This is a genomic window from Desulfococcus sp., assembly GCF_041737845.1.
In the GTDB taxonomy this organism is placed as follows: Bacteria; Desulfobacterota; Desulfobacteria; order Desulfobacterales; family Desulfococcaceae; genus Desulfococcus.
Genome location: NZ_JBGSQX010000177.1, coordinates 12,749 through 31,599, shown reverse-complemented (window position 1 = coordinate 31,599; position 18,851 = coordinate 12,749). Strand labels below are relative to the sequence as shown.

The 18,851-nt window shown below is 60.4% G+C and carries 19 protein-coding genes and 1 pseudogene; 5 read left to right on the top strand and 15 right to left on the bottom strand.

Annotation, left to right across the window (positions count from 1 at the left end; translation table 11 throughout):
- From ACEW8N_RS21765 to ACEW8N_RS21755, 3 genes and pseudogenes are all read right to left on the bottom strand, one after another.
- Nucleotides 1-268, bottom strand: a pseudogene (locus tag ACEW8N_RS21765) (class III poly(R)-hydroxyalkanoic acid synthase subunit PhaC); the annotation flags it as partial.
- 23 nt (nt 269-291) lie between these two features.
- Nucleotides 292-1,197 carry a poly(R)-hydroxyalkanoic acid synthase subunit PhaE gene (locus ACEW8N_RS21760; protein ID WP_373501976.1) on the bottom strand — a complete coding sequence of 302 codons (906 nt, stop codon included), beginning with the start codon at nt 1,195-1,197 and terminating at the stop codon, nt 292-294.
- A 101-nt stretch (nt 1,198-1,298) separates the two neighbouring features.
- Nucleotides 1,299-1,772: a polyhydroxyalkanoate synthesis regulator DNA-binding domain-containing protein gene (locus tag ACEW8N_RS21755; RefSeq protein ID WP_373501975.1), complete on the bottom strand. Its 474-nt coding sequence runs from the start codon at nt 1,770-1,772 to the stop codon at nt 1,299-1,301.
- Between the two features lie 234 nt (nt 1,773-2,006).
- Between ACEW8N_RS21755 and ACEW8N_RS21750 the strand changes: the two genes are divergently transcribed.
- The 5 genes from ACEW8N_RS21750 (at nt 2,007) to ACEW8N_RS21730 (ending at nt 5,097) form a co-directional block, all read left to right on the top strand.
- Nucleotides 2,007-2,267: a hypothetical protein gene (locus tag ACEW8N_RS21750; RefSeq protein WP_373501974.1), complete on the top strand. Its 261-nt coding sequence runs from the start codon at nt 2,007-2,009 to the stop codon at nt 2,265-2,267.
- 41 nt (nt 2,268-2,308) lie between these two features.
- Nucleotides 2,309-2,575 (top strand): hypothetical protein, encoded by a 267-nt coding sequence (locus ACEW8N_RS21745; protein WP_373501973.1) that lies wholly within the window; start codon nt 2,309-2,311, stop codon nt 2,573-2,575.
- A gap of 65 nt (nt 2,576-2,640) precedes the next feature.
- Nucleotides 2,641-4,206 (top strand): metal transporter, encoded by a 1,566-nt coding sequence (locus tag ACEW8N_RS21740; protein ID WP_373501972.1) that lies wholly within the window; start codon nt 2,641-2,643, stop codon nt 4,204-4,206.
- 29 nt (nt 4,207-4,235) lie between these two features.
- Entirely contained in the window at nt 4,236-4,826 is a 591-nt protein-coding gene (locus tag ACEW8N_RS21735) for a hypothetical protein (RefSeq protein ID WP_373501971.1), read from the top strand.
- Nucleotides 4,792-5,097 (top strand): hypothetical protein, encoded by a 306-nt coding sequence (locus tag ACEW8N_RS21730; protein WP_373501970.1) that lies wholly within the window; start codon nt 4,792-4,794, stop codon nt 5,095-5,097. Before ACEW8N_RS21735 ends, ACEW8N_RS21730 begins: the two co-directional genes overlap by 35 nt.
- A gap of 52 nt (nt 5,098-5,149) precedes the next feature.
- On the opposite strand, the gene ACEW8N_RS21725 is transcribed toward ACEW8N_RS21730, so the two are convergent.
- The 12 genes from ACEW8N_RS21725 to ACEW8N_RS21670 form a co-directional block, all read right to left on the bottom strand.
- Nucleotides 5,150-6,145, bottom strand: a complete 996-nt coding sequence (locus ACEW8N_RS21725) for a radical SAM protein (protein ID WP_373501969.1) — start codon at nt 6,143-6,145, stop codon at nt 5,150-5,152.
- A 13-nt stretch (nt 6,146-6,158) separates the two neighbouring features.
- Nucleotides 6,159-7,565, bottom strand: coding sequence for an amidophosphoribosyltransferase (purF, locus tag ACEW8N_RS21720; protein ID WP_373501968.1), 1,407 nt, complete (start codon nt 7,563-7,565; stop codon nt 6,159-6,161).
- A gap of 129 nt (nt 7,566-7,694) precedes the next feature.
- Nucleotides 7,695-10,943: a carbamoyl-phosphate synthase large subunit gene (gene carB, locus ACEW8N_RS21715; protein WP_373501967.1), complete on the bottom strand. Its 3,249-nt coding sequence runs from the start codon at nt 10,941-10,943 to the stop codon at nt 7,695-7,697.
- 89 nt (nt 10,944-11,032) lie between these two features.
- Nucleotides 11,033-11,329, bottom strand: coding sequence for a hypothetical protein (locus tag ACEW8N_RS21710; protein WP_373501966.1), 297 nt, complete (start codon nt 11,327-11,329; stop codon nt 11,033-11,035).
- 123 nt (nt 11,330-11,452) lie between these two features.
- A complete protein-coding gene (carA, locus tag ACEW8N_RS21705; protein WP_373501965.1) occupies nt 11,453-12,586 on the bottom strand; it encodes a glutamine-hydrolyzing carbamoyl-phosphate synthase small subunit in 1,134 nt (377 codons plus the stop codon).
- A 112-nt stretch (nt 12,587-12,698) separates the two neighbouring features.
- Complete coding sequence (locus ACEW8N_RS21700; RefSeq protein WP_373501964.1) at nt 12,699-13,073, bottom strand: hypothetical protein; 375 nt, start codon at nt 13,071-13,073, stop codon at nt 12,699-12,701.
- Nucleotides 13,074-13,234: 161 nt separating this feature from the next.
- Complete coding sequence (locus ACEW8N_RS21695; RefSeq protein WP_373501963.1) at nt 13,235-14,086, bottom strand: 1,4-dihydroxy-6-naphthoate synthase; 852 nt, start codon at nt 14,084-14,086, stop codon at nt 13,235-13,237.
- Nucleotides 14,083-14,910 (bottom strand): futalosine hydrolase, encoded by an 828-nt coding sequence (mqnB, locus tag ACEW8N_RS21690; protein WP_373501962.1) that lies wholly within the window; start codon nt 14,908-14,910, stop codon nt 14,083-14,085. Before mqnB ends, ACEW8N_RS21695 begins: the two co-directional genes overlap by 4 nt.
- Nucleotides 14,910-15,554: a TetR/AcrR family transcriptional regulator gene (locus tag ACEW8N_RS21685; RefSeq protein WP_373501961.1), complete on the bottom strand. Its 645-nt coding sequence runs from the start codon at nt 15,552-15,554 to the stop codon at nt 14,910-14,912. Before ACEW8N_RS21685 ends, mqnB begins: the two co-directional genes overlap by 1 nt.
- The gene (gene amrB, locus ACEW8N_RS21680; RefSeq protein WP_373501960.1) at nt 15,551-16,405 is read right to left on the bottom strand and encodes an AmmeMemoRadiSam system protein B; all 855 of its coding nucleotides are present in this window, start codon (nt 16,403-16,405) and stop codon (nt 15,551-15,553) included. The genes ACEW8N_RS21685 and amrB overlap by 4 nt, the downstream gene beginning before the upstream one ends.
- 152 nt (nt 16,406-16,557) lie before the next feature.
- Nucleotides 16,558-17,763, bottom strand: a complete 1,206-nt coding sequence (locus ACEW8N_RS21675; protein ID WP_373501959.1) for an MFS transporter — start codon at nt 17,761-17,763, stop codon at nt 16,558-16,560.
- A 22-nt stretch (nt 17,764-17,785) separates the two neighbouring features.
- The gene (locus tag ACEW8N_RS21670) at nt 17,786-18,817 is read right to left on the bottom strand and encodes a DUF933 domain-containing protein (protein ID WP_373501958.1); all 1,032 of its coding nucleotides are present in this window, start codon (nt 18,815-18,817) and stop codon (nt 17,786-17,788) included.
- Nucleotides 18,818-18,851 lie beyond the last annotated feature (34 nt).

Below are 18,851 nucleotides of genomic sequence, written 5' to 3'. Positions count from 1 at the left end.
GCCCGGGCTGAAGGTCGAGCATCGTCTCCCGGTTGATCAGGGCGTACACCACCAGGAGGGGGAATTTGTGGGTGACCTTTTCGGGCCGGTAGTGCTTCAGCTTCACCCGGTCCTCTTCGTACACCACCGCGTAGGGCGTCGTGGCGAGGTCGGTTTCCAGCGGCCCCAAGAGCACCTCGGAAGCTTTCTGGGCAAGCGTCTTGGCCTGTTCGGTGCTCTCCGTCAGTTTTTTCAGGATCAGATCGACGGCGATTTTTGACTGGCTCATACGGGTCCTCCTTTCAGCAAGCGTCATTCACTTTCTTCAGATGGACGACTTTCCACTTTCCTGGAAAGCTCCCTGATTTTTTTCTTCATGAGATGGAATTCCTTGTAGAGCGCATCCATATCCCGATGGGTCGGAATGGGGAGGTTCTGGAGCAGATCGCAGAGGAAATCCTCCTTGGCCCTCCTGTAGTCCACCAGGGCATGGATGGTATTGTCCATCACCTCGGCGTATTCGGGGGATTTCAGAAGGGTCATGTAGTGCCCCTCGAGGATTTTGATCCACATGTTGTAGTAGACCTTGAAATCGTCATGGATCTCCCCCGCCTCGGCCATCTCCTCCATCTTTTCCTGCATCACGCCGGTCGTTTTTTCGATCGGCACATAGAACATATAAATGAACTCAGATAGCGCAGCTTGAAACAGGTTTTGATTGTCGATCAGCCGGTTGAATCTTTCCTGGTAAAACCGGGTCAGCCCGAGTTGGGGAACCTGCAGGAATTTCTGGAATTCCTTCTCATAAAGCTCCCGAACGGATCTGAAGGTGTCCTGATCGATGTCTTCAAAACTGTAGGCCTTTGTCTCGCGTCCCATCCTCGCGGCCCGTTCCATCCACTGTTTCTGAAGATCGAAAAAGCCTTCCCATGACTGCCGGGCCAGTCGGCTCAGCAGATCGGGGGTCTCATCCAGACCTTTCATCATCCCCTCGATGGTTTCGGGCTTGCTTAAAAACGCCACCATCGTCTGAAACATCTTTCCCCCGGCTTCGAGATTTTTTCGGGCTTTCTCCTGTCCGGCCATCCCGGGAATACCAAATGGTCCAGGGGACTCGGTTCCGGTCTTGGCCATATTTTCCCAAAACCCAACGACCTGGGACATCCAATCACCCATGATGGATTCAGAGCCTGTCGTGCCCTTATTGTCTTTTTTCATACGCCCGCTCCATTTTTCCCTTGGGGTTACAGCAGATCACTTCGGGAAGAATCCCTGAAAATATTTCCATATAGTATGACCGGACCAGACTCATTACAAGATTATGAATCCTTTTCATCCTTCGCGCTTGCGTCCTCCCCGAAAAACGCGGCGGTCGGCGCAAACGGGCTCATCTGCTTCATGGTCCTCTCGGCGATCCCTGAAAGGTCTATGCCGAGTTCGAGGCACAGCTTGAACTGCTCTTCCATGTTCTTTTTATAGGTCAGGTAACTCTGGATATTTCGCTCCAGATAGGTTTCAAAATAATCACTCAGAATATTTTCCCCGGACCGGATGATCAAATGAAGAAGGGATTCCGGCAGGAGTTTGTTGTTTCTTTTCGTCTGCTCCATCAGGATCTGGGTCAAAATGAAGGCCGTCACGTTTTGATCGGTCTTCAAATCGATCACCTCAACCTGATATCCGCTTCGGATCAGCCCCGCCACATCTTCCAGGGTGACATAGGTGCTGTTCCGGGTGTCATACAGCCTGCGATTGGGGTATTTTTTCAGAATAATTTTTTCATTTTGGTGCATAATGCCTTCTCCACTAATGACTCATTGCAATATTTTTTTCTTCAGATTTATTCGAGTCTACCCAATAACTATCAATTAAGTCAATATAATTTTATGTTTGATGAAGCCGATGAAGCCCCATATATATTTGTGCAACGCAATATTTCTGCTTGACAAAAAAATAATGGCGCGATATATTATGGCAATAAAAAAGATCGCCGTTTCCTTTTCAACCCGAAATCAAGGAGGAAAAAATTGGACACCCTGACCCCTGTAAAACAGATGATAACATTTCAGAAAACATTCTTCGAGAGTGCTTACGAAACCACCTGCCGACTTCAGAATCAGGCGGAGGAAATGAACGAAATGCTTTTCGAAAAAATGCCGTTGATGCCCGAACAAGGCAGAAAGATGATCGATGAATCCGTAGCCATGGGCAAAAAGGCCCGGGATAGTTACAAAAAGGCAGTGGACGATGGGTTCGTGAGGCTGGAGGCGCTTTTCAACACGAAATAGCCCTTCTACAATCAATCAAAATAAGGTAAGGAAAAAAAGAAATGATGGATCAGAAAAAATTATTCAAACAGATGATCGATTTCCAAAAGGCCACCTTCGACAACTCCTTCAGCGCCCTGACAACCCTTCAGGAACAGGGCGAGAAGATGGTAACCGCATTTCTGGAGCAGGCGGCATTTCTTCCCGAGGAAGGGAAGGCGGCCGTCAAAAAATGGGTCGAAGCCTACAGGGAAGGTCGCATCAAATACAAAGAAGCCGTAGACCAGAATTTCAAGAAGGTCGAAGACTATTTTTCCGACGCGGAATAGGCGGCAAGTGCATGGTGCCTCCACCCGGGCACCATGCACACCTTGACCAGAGGAGACAAGTTAAGATGTCCACGGTAAAACAAATTTCAGGCAAATGCCTTGACGAAAAACTTCTCGGCAAAATGATGTCTCACGTCAATGTCGTTGCCAATCACCTGACCGCCATGCAGAATTACTGCGTCGGTTACTCGAAATATCTTAACGACTTCATGCTCCCTTTTCTGATCTCCACCAACTATTTCAATCGGGTGGAGCAGGATAAGCTTATCATGACCTCCCCTCTGGAAACCTTCCGGTCATACATGGACCTGCTATCCTTCAACCTGGAACTTTCCAACAAAGGCCTCACCGCCGGCATGGAGATGACGAACGAGTACTTCAAGCGGGAGGTGCCGGCAGCCGTCACCGCACTGATCAACACCGTTTTAGACATCAACTCAAATGACATGGAGGAATTTACCTCCCGCCATTCCCGCATGACACAGGCGGTAACCCGGATCTATCCCGAGGCCATCCGTAATGTTGAATCGGAGTTCGGATTTCATTTCGAACGCGGCACGGGCGTCAAGTTCTCGGAAACCGATCGGTTCCTGCTCTACCAGGTCCTTCCCACCGACCCGTCCGTCCCGGTGCGCGAAGACGGCAAACCCCTGATCATTCTACCGCCCTTTGTCCTGGGCGCCAACATTCTCGCATTCCTGCCGGGCGAGAACAAGAGCTATACCCACTGCTTCGCCAATCAGGGCATTCCCACGTACATCCGAATCATGAAAGACATCCAGACCACCCCGGCGGTCCAGGTCATGAGCGGGGAGGATGACGCGAGGGACACCCGGGTTTTCTGTGAACAGATCATGGCCCGCCACGGTAAACCCGTTACCCTGAACGGCTACTGCCAGGGCGGATTTTCCGGGATCTGCGACATTCTCTCCGGCGAGCTCGACGGGCTGGTGGATGCGCTCATCACCTGTGTCTCCCCCATGGACGGCACCCGAAGCCACGGGCTGAAAAATTTTCTTTTCGACCTGCCGGCCCGCTTCAACGATCTGGCCTACGGCACAAAAATGCTCGCCAACGGCAACAAGGTCGCCGACGGCAACCTGATGGGCTGGGTCTACAAGCTGAAGAGCATCCAGTCCGAGGCCCCCGTGGTCGCTTTTCTAAGGGACCTGATGATGCTGAGCCCCCGGGACCACGAGCCCGTGAAGATCAGCAAAACCGCCGCCGCACTCAACTACTGGCTTCAGAACGAACGCAGCGACCTGCCCCTTTCGATTACGGAAATGAGCTTCGCCTCCTACAATATTCCGATCACCCCCGACGGCACCCTTCCCATACGGCTTTTCGGAAAGCCCCTCAATTTCAAGCGCATCCAGGAAAAGGGGATCAAATGGCTGATCTGCTATGGCGAGCGGGATGATCTGGTGGAAAAGGAAACCGCCCTCGCGCCGCTCGATTACATCGATGCCGAAGTGTCCGCCTTTCCCAAGGGCCATGTGGCCATCGCGACCTCATGGTCGGATCCCAAATCGGCATGCGCCCTCCATACCCGCTTCGGCGACAAAAATTACCGAGGGCCGGTCCGATTTCATCTCGACATGGAACTTTCGTCTCAGACAGAAGATATCTGATCGCCCACGAGCCAAATCGAGGAGAAATAATGGACGAAAAATTTCTGGAATTCTGGGGAAACCTCCTGTTGAATGCCGCCAAGAGCAAAAAGCAGAGCGACGACCTGATGCGGTGGATGCGGCTGGGGCTCCCCGGAATGGCAGCACCCCCCTCCCCGAAAACGGCGTCGGCCGGCTTTGAAGAGATGATCGACGCCTTCAAGAAGCTCTATGGTCTGGACAAGATTTCCGCAAAAAAAGAAGATCCTCAGGAAGCATGGACCATGGCGCTGAAGGAGTTCCAGAAGTCCTTTCAGGACTACCTGGGCGTCTATGGGGTCGTACCCAAGAAAGAGCATCTGGCCCTCGTGGAAAAATACGAAACCCTCAAGGCCAGATGCATGGATCAGGAAGAAACCATCCGGCACCTGAGGATGCTCCTTTCAGACCGGAAAGAAGAGTGCGCCGATACCACCAACCAACTCCAGGATATCGTCAAAAATCAGGGAGAGCTGTTCCAGAAGATGATGATCGACTTCGGTCAGCATTTCAGAAGCGAAACCCCACCCCCTGAAACCAAACCCAACGCGAAAAGGAGAGAAGAAGATGATCCACCTGACCGACCCGACCCTGATGCTTAAGCAGTGGGCGGAAATTCAAGACAACTCCCTTAAGAACGCTCTGAATGCCGTGGAACTGCTCCATAAGCGCGCCGAAAAAATGGCGGGCCAGCTCTGGGAACAGTCCGTCTGGGCCTCGGAGAAAATAAGCGATACGATGATGGATTGGGGAAACGTTTACCAAACAGGATATGAAAACCTGCAGAAGGTCATGGTGCCGGCATGCATGATGACGCCGAAAACGGCCCCGTCCGCTTCAGATACCCCCGAAACAGATTCCACCAAAAACTAGCACCATCCGCCGCTGACGCCGTCGGTGCGAAAACGGCACCGCCGTTTTCGCATCACCCCCTGCAAATCTCCTCCTTGAGCATGCAGCAGGCAATCTGATAGGCAGGCCTGCCGTCTTCCCCATATTCCAGGTTATCCGGCTGGATCAGCCGGTTCATCACACACCCTTCGGGGATCGTCAGCTTGAAAAAATCGGACTCGTTGAGCCGGGGCATGGGAACCAGCCGGTCCCCCTCAAACGCCAGGGAGTGGTAGGGGAAATCCTCGCACAGGGGGCATCGGTAAACCCGACCGTTGGGAAAAATAAAATAGTTCTCGGCACATATCCCCGCGCACGCAAAGGGCTCGTCCGGCGCCAGGAAGACCTTGGGGTAGTTCACGATGATCCCCAACCGGGCGATTTCCGCCGCCGCCGGGGGAACCGCCGCCAGCCACGTCTTACGCGGCACCTGGAGGCTCTGATCCGGGCCTGCAGATTTCCCCCGGATGCCGATCACCTGGATGAAAAACCGGTCGATGGACAGGTGCGCCAGAACGGACCCCATCGCTTCCAGCTCATGGATGTTGGCGGCGCTCACGGTATAGATGAGGCTCACCTGAAACCCGCGCTGCCGGGTTCTGCGGATGCCCGCAATGCAGGCGTCGTAGACGCCCTCGCCGCGGATCCTGTCGTTGGTTTCCCGGGTGGCGCCGTCCAGACTGAAGCTGAAGAAGTCGACCTCCTCCGGCGTCACCTTATCCAGAATATCGTTGAACAGGTATCCGTTGGTGTCGACGGTCACGGAATGATAGCCCAGGGCCCTGGCCCGCCGGATCGCGGCCGGAAGGTCCGGGTGGAGGGTCGGCTCGCCGCCCAGAAAGATGACGTTCGCCGCGGGGGCCTTTTCCGAAAAGGCCGCGAGCCACGCATCGATGACGGCGAGGGGGAGGCGGTTCCGGCCGTGCTGATCCGGGTTGATATAGCAGTGCCGGCACCGCAGGTTGCAGCCGGTGAGGATATGAAAGAAGACATTGACGGCGTTCCTGGAGAACGCGACGGTGCGTTTCATACCTGCCGGCCCCTCAGCGGATCTCGAGACAGCTTTTGGAGAGGTTCTCGTCGAACTCGACCGGATAGCAGCCGTCAAAGCAGGCCTTGCAGAAATAGCTTTCCGGATTTTCGATGCCGGTGGCGTCCAGCAGGCCCCGTAGGCTCAGGTAATGCAGGCTGTCCAGCCCCAGAAAATCGCTCAGCTCCTGCACCGATTTGCTGGCGGCGATCAGCTCCCCCTTGGTGGAAAAATCGATGCCGTAATGGCAGGGGAACCGATGGGGAGGCCCGCTGACGCGCAGATGGATCCGCTTCACCCCGATCTCGCGGAGTGCCCTTACGCGGGTCCGGACCGTGGTGCCCCGGATGATGGAGTCTTCGATGATGATGATGTCCTTCCCCCGCAGCAGGTCCTTGACCGGATTGAGCTTCACCCGGACCCCGAAATCCCGCATGCTCTGGGTCGGCTGGATGAATGTCCGCCCCACATAGTGGTTCCGGATCATCCCCATTTCAAACGGAATTCCCGACTCCTCGGAATACCCAAGGGCCGCGTAGGTTCCCGAATCGGGGAAGGGCATGACCAGGTCGGCGTCCACGGGAGCCTCCCTGGCCAGGCGCCGGCCGTGGGCCTTTCGCACCTGGTAGACGTTGAGCCCCGAGATGTTGCTGTCGGGCCGTGCAAAATAGATGAATTCGAAGATGCAGAAATGGCTGGTCTTGGGGGTGGGCGTTCTCAGGCTCTTGATGCCGTTCTCCCGGATGATGACGATCTCCCCCGGGTCCAGCTCCCGGATCCACTCCGCCTGAACCAGGTCCAGGGCGCACGACTCCGACGCCAGGACATAGCTTCCGTTCAGCTTTCCCAGGCAGAGGGGCCGGAAGCCGTTGGGATCCTTGATGCCGACCAGCTCCCCCTGGCTCGTCATCACGATGAAGGAAAAGGCGCCCTTCATGCGGGACACGGTATAGATCAGGGCCTGTTCGAAGCCGTATTTCAGGTTGCTTACCAGGAAATGCAGGAAGGCCTCGCTGTCCATGGTGGTCTGAAAAATGGAACCGGATTCCTCCAGCTCCTGTTTCAGGCTGTGGGCATTGACCAGATTGCCGTTGTGGGCGACCGCATAGGATTTGTTGCGGTGATGAACGACAAAGGGCTGAGCATTGGACAGGATGGAGCTTCCCGTGGTGGAGTAGCGGACATGCCCCACGGCCGTCACCCCGTTGAGCTCCTCGAAGTGGGTGTTTTTGAAAACATCGGACACCAGCCCCATCCCCTTGTGGGAGGCGATGGTCTTTTCGCGGACCACGGCGATCCCCGCGCTTTCCTGGCCGCGGTGCTGAAGTGCATACAGCCCGAAATAGCTCAGTCTGGCCGCATCGGGATGGTTATGGATGCCAAAGAGTCCACAGGATTCACGCGGTTTTTCATCTATCATCGAATGGGTTCCGGTCACGCTTCCCGAGATGTGTTTCGGGAGTGAGTGTTGAATGTCCAGGGTAAAGGATCGCCTGAGCCGTTTTCGGCCCGGGCATCCACGATCGTGCTTTCAGAAATTTTCCGCCGATCAGACCATATCCGCCATGTACTCCTGAAGGGCCTTGACGGAGATCCCGTTTTCCTTGAGGGCCGCGATGCCTCGGCACATGGCATCGGCGCCGGCAATGGTCGTGGCATAGGGGATGCTGAATTTGATGGCCGCCCGCCGGATCTGGTATCCGTCCTCGCGGGTTTCATCCCCCTCGCCCGTGTTGATGACGAACTGGACCTCGCCGTTCTTGACGGCATCCACGGCGTGGGGCCGTCCTTCCGAGACCTTGTTGATCCGAAGGCCGGGAACGCCGTTTTGAGAGAGAAAGCGGGCGGTCCCCTCCGTGGCCAGGATTTTGAAGCCGATCTCGTGGAACCGGGCCGATATGGGCAGGACGGCGGCCTTGTCCCGGTCCCGCACGCTGATGAAGACGGCTCCTTTCGTCGGCATCCGCTGGCCCGCCCCCAGCTGTGCCTTGGCATAGGCATGGCCGAACTTCATGTCGATGCCCATGACCTCGCCCGTCGATTTCATCTCGGGCCCCAGCAGGGTGTCCACGTCGGGGAACCGGTCAAAGGGCAGCACCGCCTCCTTGACCGAAATATGGGAGGGAATCACCTCATGGGTCAGACCCAGCTCGTCGAAGGTCATGCCCATCATCACCCGGGTGGCCATCTTGGCCAGGGGGACGCCCGTGGCCTTGCTGACGAACGGCACCGTCCGGGAGGCCCGGGGGTTGACCTCGATGATGTAAAGCCGCCCTTCCCGGATGGCATACTGTACGTTCATGAGCCCCACCACGCCCAACTCCGCGGCCATGGCCTTCGTGGCGTCGGAGATTTCAGCCAAGATCGGCTTTTCAATACCCTGGGGCGGCAATACGCAGGCGGAGTCGCCGGAATGGACGCCGGCCGCCTCGATATGTTCCATGATGCCGCCGATCAAAGTCCTCCGGCCGTCGGAAAGGGCGTCGACATCCACCTCCACCGCGTTCTCCAGGAATTTGTCGATGAGGACCGGATGACCGGGCGAGGCCAGGATGGCGAGCTTGGTGAAGCCCTCCAGCTCGCCGGGGGTGTAGACGATCTTCATGGCCCGGCCGCCCAGGACATACGAGGGCCGCACAATCACCGGATAGCCGATCTCCGCCGCCACCTTTTGCGCGTCGGCCACGGTCATGGCCGTGCCGTTGGCCGGCTGCTTCAGGCCCAGTTTTTTCAGCATGGCCTGAAACAGCTCCCGGTCCTCGGCCCGGTCGATGCTTTCGGGCCGGGTCCCCAGGATGGGCACGCCGGCCGCGGCCAGAGCCGCCGCCAGATTGAGCGGGGTCTGTCCGCCAAACTGAACAATGACGCCGAAGGGGTTTTCCGTCTCGACGATGTGGAGGACGTCCTCGCGGGTCAGGGGCTCGAAATAGAGCTTGTCCGAGGTGTCGTAGTCGGTGCTCACGGTCTCGGGGTTGCTGTTGACCATGATGCTCTCGATCCCCATCTCCCTGAGGGCCAACGAGGCGTGGACGCAGCAGTAATCGAATTCAATCCCCTGGCCGATGCGGTTGGGTCCGCCCCCAAGGATCATGACCTTCTTCCGGTCGGAGACGCGGGCCTCGTTCTCCATCTCGTAGGTGGAGTAATAGTAGGGCGTCGACGCCTTGAATTCGGCGGCGCAGGTATCCACGAGCTTATACACCGGCCGGATGCCCAGGCCTTTCCGGCGCTGTTCGATCCCGGCTTCCGTCCCTCCGGTGAGGCAGGCGAGCTGAAGATCCGAGAACCCCCATGATTTGGCCCTGCGGAGCAGGGCGGCATCGATGCCGGCGTCGGCGGAGGCGTTTTTCGACGCCGACAGGGTTGCCTCCATGTCGACGATCTCCCGGATCTGATGGAGAAACCAGGGGTCGATGCCGGTCAGGGCGTGGATCTCGTCCACGGAAATGCCGCCCTGAAGCGCATACCGCAGGTAAAACACCCGCTGGGAATTGGGGACGGCGAGCTTCTTTTCGATCTCCTCCCGGGTCGGGGGCCGCCCTTCCAGATCCTGGAAATCCTTTCCGTCGGCGCCCAGTCCGTGCCGTCCGATCTCCAGGGAACGGACGGCCTTCTGGAAGGCCTCCTTGAAGGTCCGTCCGATGGACATGGTCTCGCCCACGGATTTCATGGCCGTCGTGAGATAATCCGGGGTCTCGGGAAATTTTTCAAAGGTCCACCGGGGGATCTTGACCACGCAGTAGTCGAGGGTGGGCTCGAAGGAGGCCGCCGTCCCGCCGGTGATGTCGTTGGGCAGCTCGTCCAAAGTGTAGCCGACGGCGAGTTTGGCGGCGATCTTGGCGATGGGGTAGCCGGTGGCCTTGGAGGCCAGGGCCGAACTGCGGGAGACCCGGGGGTTCATCTCGACCACGATCATCTCGCCGGTTTTGGGATTGATGGCAAACTGGACGTTGGACCCGCCCGTGTCCACGCCGATCTCCCGCATGATATCGATGGAGGCGTTCCGGAGCACCTGATATTCCCGGTCCGTGAGGGTCTGGATCGGGGCCACGGTGATGCTGTCCCCCGTGTGGACGCCCATGGGGTCCAGGTTCTCGATGGAGCAGATGATCACGACGTTGTCGTGTTTGTCCCGCATGACCTCCAGCTCGTATTCCTTCCACCCCAGGACGGATTCCTCGAGCATGACCTGGGTGATCAGGCTGGCGTCCAGGCCCGCCTTGGCAAAGAGATCCAGCTCCTCGGGATTGTAGGCGACCCCGCCGCCGGTCCCCCCCAGGGTGAAGGCCGGGCGGACGATGATGGGGAAGCCGATCTCCCGGGAGATCCTGCGGACGTCCGACATGGTGTTGGCGATGCCGCTTCTGGGGATGCGGAGCCCGATGTTGTGCATGGCCTTCCGGAAGAGGTCCCGGTCCTCGGCCTTGTTGATGGACGCTAAGGTGGCGCCGATCATCTCCACGCCGCAACGCTCCAAGACGCCCATTTTGGCAAGGCCCACGGCCGTGTTGAGGCCGGTCTGGCCCCCCAGGGTCGGCAGGATGGCATCGGGCCGCTCCCGCTCGATGATCCGGGCCACGGCCTCGGGGATCACCGGCTCGATGTAGGTGCGGTGGGCCATCTCCGGGTCGGTCATGATCGTCGCCGGATTGCTGTTGACCAGCACCACCTCGTAGCCCTCCTCCCGGAGTGCCTTGCAGGCCTGGGTGCCGGAATAGTCGAATTCGCACGCCTGGCTGATGATGATCGGTCCGGCGCCGATGATCAGAATCTTATGGATATCCGTTCGTTTTGGCATTTCTTCCGTCAGTTCCTTCTTCTTTGCCGCATCCGGCGCCCGGCGCTATCTTCGCCCCGCCCCGCAAACCGCCCTGCAGGCCGTGCTCCTTAGGGCGTCTCAGCCTCAAACTGCTTGAATTTGACCTTCCCGTTCAGGAATTGGACGCTGATCTTCCGGCCGGTCTTTTCATCCTCCCATTTGGCGGCGCCTCCGGTGACGATTTTCAAGTCGATCTGGGAGGTTTCAGTGGGGTCACCCAGGATGCCCGCCACCTCTTCCACGGACATGCCCTCCTGGACCTTGTCGAAATTGGCCTGATTGACCTTGGAGCAGGCCGCTCCAAAGAGGCAGAACAGCAGGGCCCCCGCCAGCAGGCAAACTCGAATCGCCGGTTTCTGGTTCATTGAACGCTCCTTTCTTGACGCTTCCTCCCTCGTCACTGCGGCATACTGTAAGTACGCCTCATTCATAGGAATTCGCAAGCCCTGATCTCGGCCTTTTTGCGAAACCGTCTGGGAATCGATTTTTTACGAGACCATCATCCTTGAAAACTGTTTGAAAAGGTACCGGGCATCATGGGGCCCCGGAGACGCCTCGGGATGATACTGAACGGAAAACGCCGGGTAGACGCGGTGGCGGAACCCTTCCAGGGTGTTGTCGTTCAGGTTCATGTGGCTGATCTCGATCTCATCCGGGTTCAGGCTGTCCGGATCGACGGAAAAGCCGTGATTCTGGGAGGTGATTTCGATCCTCCCGGAATCCAGGTTCTTGACCGGCTGATTGACGCCCCGGTGGCCGAACTTGAGCTTGAAGGTCCGCCCGCCCAGGGCAAGGCCCAGAAGCTGCTGCCCAAGGCAGATGCCGAACATGGGGCGATACCCCAACAGCCCCCGGATGGTTTCGACGGCATAGATCAGCGGCTCGGGGTCGCCCGGCCCGTTGGAGAGGAAGATCCCGTCGGGCGCCATGGCCTTGACGGTTTCCGCCGTCGTGGACGCCGGCACGACGATCACTTCGAACCCTTCGGCCTCAAGGCACCGGAGGATGTTGTATTTGATGCCGTAATCAAAGACGACCACGGCAGGCCGCCGGCCTCTCTCCCGCCACAGGGCGTTATCCAGCCCCGCGCCTTCGTCCAGAGGCACCTTCACCCCTTCGACCCACCGGTATGGGGCCGCTGTGGTCACCTCCTGGACCAGATCGCGCCCCACCAGGCCGGGGGTTTCCCCGGCACGGCGGACGAGAGAGACGGGATCGAGATCCCGGGTGGAGATCATGGCCCGCATGGCCCCCGTTTTCCGGATGTGGCGCGTCAGCGCCCGGGTATCCAGGCCTTCGATCCCCATGACCCCCTGGGAGATGAGATAGTCGGCCAGGGTGGCGGTGGCCTGGAAGTTGCTCGGGATGCGCTGGTATTCCCGGACGATGAATCCGGCCACCTGGATGCGGTCGGATTCCACATCCTCCGGGTTGACGCCGTAGTTTCCGATCAGGGGGTAGGTCATGGTCACCATCTGACCCCGGTAAGAGGGATCGGTCAATACTTCCTGGTATCCGGTCATTCCCGTATTGAATACCAGTTCCCCCCAGGTTTCTCCGGGACCGGTGAAGGACGTGCAGGAAAATGTCCGTCCGTCTTCGAGCGCGATCAATGCTTCCATGTTCATATCATTTAACAATCAGGCTGTCTGTTGAATGGGTGAGCGGCGGGCCTTCCGTCGATCGGTTTACGGGTGAAGATGATAGCACGGGCCATGGGGAAAAAGCATGATTTCAATATTGAAGGATCTTTGCATGCACCGCGTCGACGATCCACCGTTCCAGGGGCCTGCTCGCCCGTAGAAAGAGCACGGCGATGGCCTCCTTGGAAAACGGGCCGTTGGGCATCAGGACCGGGGATGCCTTGAATTTCCCGGGGCGGCTCTCCCCCTCGTCCACGCGCGTATGGAGATAACCCGAACCGGCATGCCATGTCAACGCATGCTGATCCCCCTGTTTGTTGTAGCAGAGCTGAAACCCCAGAATCCCGCCCCCGTCGTCCAGCCAGAGGATCAGATCAAAAAAATCATCGCAGAACCAGCGTCGTTTCGGTTCGCCGGCAATCTGCCTGACGCCATGAATCTCGTAAAAGGCCATCGTGACTTGCATGAAAGCGGGTTCGCATACCATGGACCTGCAACGCCTGCCTGAGGCCGTTCAAAGCCCCACCAGCCCGGGCATGTCCCCATCCTGCCAAGGCCTAAATTTTCCATCATATATCTGTATAGCCGATTTTTTTCAATGATATTATTCGATCCTGGCGGGCCGCGTCATGAAACCCCGACGTCACCGGCCAGGAGCGGCTCGCGGGAATCGGGCAGCAGACCGGCCGCATGGCCCCTCCGGAACAGCTCGGCAACGGCGGCGACGCCTTCCTCCCCCAGGTCCAGGGTGAAATCGTTCACGTACAGGGCGATGTGCTGCCGGACCACATCATCCGCCATCTCCTGGGCATGGGCGCGGATATATTCGGCGGAATCCGCGGGGTGGGCAAAGGCATGGGCCACGCTGTCCCGGATGGCCACCTCGACCCGGCGGGCGACCTCAGGCCCCAGGTCCCGCCGGACGGCGATCCCGCCCAGGGGGATGGGCAGACCGGTTTCGTCCTCCCACCACCGGCCCAGGTCCACCAGCTCCGCAAGGCCATGGTTCCGGAAGGTGAACCGGCCCTCGTGAATGATCACGCCCGCCTCGTATTCCCCCCGGGAGACCGCCGGCATGATCTTGTCGAAGGTCATGGGCGCGCAGGCCGGCGTGCGGGAAAGGTAGAGCCCCAGAAGCATGGCCGCGGTGGTCCGCATGCCGGGGACGGCGATGGGAACCCGGCCCAGCCGGGAGGGATCGAACCCCGGCCTGGATATCAAGAGGGGGCCGCACCCCCGGCCCAGGGCCGCGCCGCTTCGGAGCAGCGCGTAGCGCTCCCTCAGGTGGCCGACGGCTGCAAACGAGAGTTTGGTGACGTCCAGCTCGCCCCCCTCGGCCGCCTGGTTCAGGCGCTCGACGTCGGCGAGCCGGATATCGAAATCGAGGCCCCGGCGATCGACCCTGGCGTGGGCCAGGGCGTGAAACAGAAACGTGTCGTTGGGACAGGTCGAATATCCCAGCGTGAGGGGCTTGGTCATTGGAGGCTCTCCTGAAAAAGTTCCCTGCAATGGTCCAGAATCGCCAGAACGGCCCATGTCGCGCGCCGGAACGCCAGGTCCAGGTCCCAGGCCCCGCGGTCCCGACGGCCGACGAGATTGCTCGCGGCGCGGACCTCCAGAAGCGGCACGTCGTAATGGCATGCCACATGGGCCGCCCCGGCCCCCTCCATGGCCTCCATGCAGGCGCGGAACTGCCGATAACGCCGCTCGGCCCCGAGGTCCGTCGCCGTGATGGTCGATACCGTCAGAAACGGACCGCACACCACCCTGACCCCCGTCGTCCCCGGCGGCAGGCCTGCTGTGGAATCGGCATCCTCCCAGGCGCCCCCGGCCCCGCGCCGGGCCGGATCCCTGCTCAGGGCGTCCACCGCCGCCTCGGACCACCGCCGGGAAAGGGGATATCGGCCCGTGACGGCGGCGCCGAGAGCCGTCATCACGGGAAAAGGAAGCGCTGTCGGCGGATCCTCCGGGGCCTGCGGCTCGATCCCCAGGTGAGCGTCGATCTCCTCGCTGGCCACCCCCACGTCCCCGACGGAGAGCCCCGATTCCCGGAAGGCCCCGGCACACCCGGTCTGAAGGATCAGGCGGGGCGGCGCCTGTTCGAGGACGGCGGTCAGGGCCTGCACCGTGTTGGCGGACCCCGGGCCGGTCACCATCAACCGCACGGGGACGCCGCAAAGCCGCCCCCGTTGAATCGGACGCCGGCCGATCTCCTCGGTTGCCCAGGCATTCATCCGACGCCGCAGCCCTGAAAGTTCACCGTCGACGGCGCCGATGATCAGCACATAGGGCGCCGCCGCCATCACGGGCTCCCGATCCCCGTCCGGACCATCTCCCGGATCTGGGCGATCCACTGCCTTGCGGCATCGTCGCTGCACCCGTAAATGCCCAATCCCGCATCCAGGTGGGGAACGGTGCGGGCCAGGAGGAACCGGTCCATGAGGGCGTCCAGCACGAAGGCGGCCTTGTCGAGGTCGAGGTCCGGGCGAAGCTCCCCCCCCGCCCGCGCCCTTTCCAGGAGGGACCGGAAATACTTGAAGCTGTCTTCCCGGAGGGATCGGAGGATCTCGCTTCGGAAAGGGATGTCGTCCTCGAACAGGGTCTTGATATACAGGCGGTAGATCACCGGGTGCTTCTGCATGAAGATCACCCCCGCCGTCAGGGTCGCCTCCAGCGCGGTGAAGAGGTCCTCCGAGGCCGTCTCGTCCCTCACCGTCCGGAGATAGTCCTTGACCTTCTCCATGGCCGTGTTGAAGACAAACAGAAACAGCCCCCGCTTGTCGCCGAAATATTGAAAGATCGAGCCCTTGGCGATTCCCAGGCGCCGGACCATGGCATTGATGCTGGCGCCGGCGTAGCCTTTCTCGCTGAACTCCTCCACGGCGATCCGGGTAATCCGTTCCTGCTTGATCCTGGACAGGTTATCAAAGGTCTTGAGCGGCTTCATTCAAACACGATGCCCACATACCCCACAAAGCTCTCTGCGGGATGCTTGTCGTGGCTGGTGGCGTAGGCGATGGCCTCCGCCCGCACCGCCCCGAGCGCTTTGGCCGCGGCAACCGCGGATGCCGCGGCCCCGGCGCAGCAGGCATTTTGGTGCGCCGTCCCTTCCCGGATGACCGCCTCGGGATCCATGGCGAGGACGGCCTCGATAAACCGGCGGTCGTTTTCCCCGGTCACCCATGACAGGGCCGCCGGACCGGCGCCCTTGGGCGTAAACCCGTAATTCATCCCGTAATGGGTCAGGTCGGTGGAGCCGATGACCTTGAGAGAAAGCCCCATCTCCCGCGCCAGGGACACCAGCGTCCGGGCCATGGCGGGCGTCTTCCCGGCGGGGGGCGCGCCGATGGTGACCACCCGTACATTTTTGAAAAAATATTTGACGAAGGGGAGCTGCAGCTCGATGGTGTTGTCCGGGGTGAAGCGGGCCTTACCCTCGATGGTGAACCGGAACCGTTCCGCCAGGGCGCCGGCCAGGTCCGAGGCGACGGGAAGCTCCCCGAAGGGGGTCTCCCACGCGCCTTCGGTCATGAGATAAAACGGGGACCCCGGATGGAGATGCATGCCGAAAAGGGCCACCACATCCGGCGGGTCGGAGAGGCTTAAGCCGTGGATGACGGCGCAGGCGATGCTCCCCGAAAAATACCAGCCCGCATGGGGAACGATGCCGCCCACAAGATGCCTTCCCGCCAGGTCGGGGTGCGGTTCTTCATCCAGGAAGGCCCTGATCTCCCGTTCACAGGCCTTTTTGCTTCCGGGATACCAGGACCCCGCAAAAGCCGCGCTTCTGGTGTTCATACGCCACCTCCTCGTATCCTTGGCCGCGGGGTCCAGGCCCGTGCCCTTGGATCGGCCGCACCCCGCAGCGTGAAATCACTCGGACCTATTATATTCCGCTTTGCCGGAAAAAACAAACCCCGAGATGGGCAAAAGCCACCCCGGCCGGAAGGTCACAAGTCTGACGGCCCCTGTCGGGCGCGGCGCGTTCCCCAGACGATGCCGACCAGGCCGACCCCGCAGGCCAGGGCCGACGCGACGGCAACCGCCCGGATCCCCCCCGCCATCCACAGGGGGCCGCTCATGAGTGCCCCGATCACCCGCCCCATGCTGGCCGCCGCGAAATACCCGGCCATCATGGTGCCCCGGGCCGCGGGCAGGATCTCCGTAAAAAAGGAGATGGACCCCACGATGGTGAACTCCCCCATCAAAAAGACCAGGAAGAGGCCGGCCAGGGCGAAGGGCAGAGAGATGTCCATGACCGGAAGGACGGCATAACAGACCCCGGAGAGGGCGCCGCCCAGGAGGATGGAACGCCTGAGGCCCAGGCGGTCCGAGAGGGCCGCAATGAGCCCCTCCCCCAGGAGTTCGGCGCAGCCGATGACCGTGGTCGCGAACCCGACGGCCACCAGGCTCAGCCCGAACGCCCTTTCCAGCCAGACCCCGTAGGCCACAAAGAGGTTGTCGCTGGCCATGCTGACGCAGAAGACGAACCCCATGCCGCCCAGGGCCGCCCGATCGCCCGCAAGCTTTCTCAGGGCCTGCGCGAAACCGGCCGGACCGCCGGCGCCCATCCGCCGCATCCCGCTTGCGGGGATGAACCGGGCCAGGAGGAGCATGCAGGCCAGGGCCATGCCCCCAAGGACGAAAAACGGCACCCGCCATCCCCACCGGTCCATCATGAGGCCCAGGAGGGGAATGCCCAGAAGGGCGCTTCCGGCCCAGCTCATTTCGAGGACCCCCACGGCAAGCCCCCGCCGCTCATAAGGCACGCGGGTCCCCACGAAGGCGAGAATGGCGGGGTCGAAGATGCTCTTGGCGGCCCCGGCCAGGACAAGGGCCGCAAACACCGGCCAGTAGGAGGGGAAGCTCCCGCCCAGAAGCATCCCGAAACCCAGGACGCCCAAGCCGAGGAGCATGATGGAGCGGTAACCCCGGCGGTCTGCCAGGGGGCCTGCGATCAGGCTCAGGAATCCGGTGAATTGATTGACCGCGATGATCGAGGTGAGGGCCGTGAGCGGCACCTCCAGGCCCCGGCTCAGGGCGGGGGCGAACGGATAGATGAACCGCCTGGAAGTGTTGATCAGAAGGCGGCTGAAGAAGGTGATCCCGATCTGCCGGACCAGGGCCGCTTGTGCCCGCGTTGTTTCCAGGATCATGATGCGCTTCCGATCCGCGGCATCAGACGTTGAACCGGAAGTTGACGATATCGCCGTCCTGCACCGGATAGGTTTTCCCCTCCAGCCGGACCGTGCCCCGCTTGCGGGCCTCGGCATAGGAACCCGCGGACATCAGGTCGTCGTAGGCCAGGACCTCGGCCCGGATGAACCCTTTTTTGATGTCCGAATGGATCACCTCCGCCGAATCCACGGCCGGGGTCTCCTTCCGGATCGTCCATGCCCGCACCTCGTCCTCGCCCACCGTGAAAAAGGAAATCAGGCCGAGGAGGTCGTAGGACCGGGTGATCACCCGGTCCGTGGCCGAGGCCTGGATCTCGAACTCCGCAAGGAACTCCACGGCCTCCGCCTCGGTCATCTGGGCGAGTTCCTGCTCCAGCTTTCCCCGGATCACCATGACCTCCGCCTGAAGGGCGGCATCGCCGGCGCCCGGGGGCGGGGCATCGTCGTCGTCGTTGTTGTTGAACAGCACCAGGACGGGCTTGGCGGAAATGAAAGCATACCCCCGGAGCTGGGGAGCCCGGGCCAGCTCCGGATGCCTGCGGAGGGGGCTTTCGGCCTCCAGGCGCTCCCGGCACTGGCCCAGCAGGGAAAGCTCCTCCGGGTCCGCCGCCTTGCCCCGCTTCCGATCCATTTCCAGGCGCTCCAGACGCTTTTCCACCACCACCAGGTCGGCCAGGACCATCTCCTCGTCAAGGGCGACGACGTCCCCAAGGGGGGTGGGCGCCTCCATGCCGTAGGACCTGAAGTTGCGGACCACGTGGATCAGGGCGTCGCAGTCTCTCACCGGCGTCCAGGCGTTCGGGTCTTTTTTCCTGTCGTGTCCGCTCTTTCCGGGAAGAAAATACTCCACCTGGGCATAGATGGTCTTCCGGGGCTGGTACATGCGGCTCAGCACCTCCACCCGGGCGTCGGGCACGCGGATGGTGCCGATGCGGTCCTCCCCCCGGTGGCCGCCGTCCGCGGCGCTTTGGGTCAGGGCGTCAAAAACGGTCGACTTCCCCGATCCGGGGAGCCCGATGATTCCAAGCCTCATTAAACACAACCTCCTGTTATATTATGCTTTATAT

Coding starts and splice junctions, on each gene's coding strand:
- carB (WP_373501967.1), bottom strand. CDS start 10,943: ATGCCAAAACGAACGGATATCCATAAGATTCTGATCATCGGCGCCGGA.
- ACEW8N_RS21675 (WP_373501959.1), bottom strand. CDS start 17,763: ATGATCCTGGAAACAACGCGGGCACAAGCGGCCCTGGTCCGGCAGATC.
- ACEW8N_RS21695 (WP_373501963.1), bottom strand. CDS start 14,086: ATGACCAAGCCCCTCACGCTGGGATATTCGACCTGTCCCAACGACACG.
- amrB (WP_373501960.1), bottom strand. CDS start 16,405: ATGAACACCAGAAGCGCGGCTTTTGCGGGGTCCTGGTATCCCGGAAGC.
- ACEW8N_RS21735 (WP_373501971.1), top strand. CDS start 4,236: ATGGACGAAAAATTTCTGGAATTCTGGGGAAACCTCCTGTTGAATGCC.
- ACEW8N_RS21670 (WP_373501958.1), bottom strand. CDS start 18,817: ATGAGGCTTGGAATCATCGGGCTCCCCGGATCGGGGAAGTCGACCGTT.
- ACEW8N_RS21755 (WP_373501975.1), bottom strand. CDS start 1,772: ATGCACCAAAATGAAAAAATTATTCTGAAAAAATACCCCAATCGCAGG.
- ACEW8N_RS21710 (WP_373501966.1), bottom strand. CDS start 11,329: ATGAACCAGAAACCGGCGATTCGAGTTTGCCTGCTGGCGGGGGCCCTG.
- ACEW8N_RS21685 (WP_373501961.1), bottom strand. CDS start 15,554: ATGAAGCCGCTCAAGACCTTTGATAACCTGTCCAGGATCAAGCAGGAA.
- ACEW8N_RS21740 (WP_373501972.1), top strand. CDS start 2,641: ATGTCCACGGTAAAACAAATTTCAGGCAAATGCCTTGACGAAAAACTT.
- mqnB (WP_373501962.1), bottom strand. CDS start 14,910: ATGGCGGCGGCGCCCTATGTGCTGATCATCGGCGCCGTCGACGGTGAA.
- purF (WP_373501968.1), bottom strand. CDS start 7,565: ATGATAGATGAAAAACCGCGTGAATCCTGTGGACTCTTTGGCATCCAT.
- ACEW8N_RS21745 (WP_373501973.1), top strand. CDS start 2,309: ATGATGGATCAGAAAAAATTATTCAAACAGATGATCGATTTCCAAAAG.
- ACEW8N_RS21760 (WP_373501976.1), bottom strand. CDS start 1,197: ATGAAAAAAGACAATAAGGGCACGACAGGCTCTGAATCCATCATGGGT.
- ACEW8N_RS21725 (WP_373501969.1), bottom strand. CDS start 6,145: ATGAAACGCACCGTCGCGTTCTCCAGGAACGCCGTCAATGTCTTCTTT.
- ACEW8N_RS21700 (WP_373501964.1), bottom strand. CDS start 13,073: ATGCAAGTCACGATGGCCTTTTACGAGATTCATGGCGTCAGGCAGATT.
- carA (WP_373501965.1), bottom strand. CDS start 12,586: ATGGAAGCATTGATCGCGCTCGAAGACGGACGGACATTTTCCTGCACG.
- ACEW8N_RS21730 (WP_373501970.1), top strand. CDS start 4,792: ATGATCCACCTGACCGACCCGACCCTGATGCTTAAGCAGTGGGCGGAA.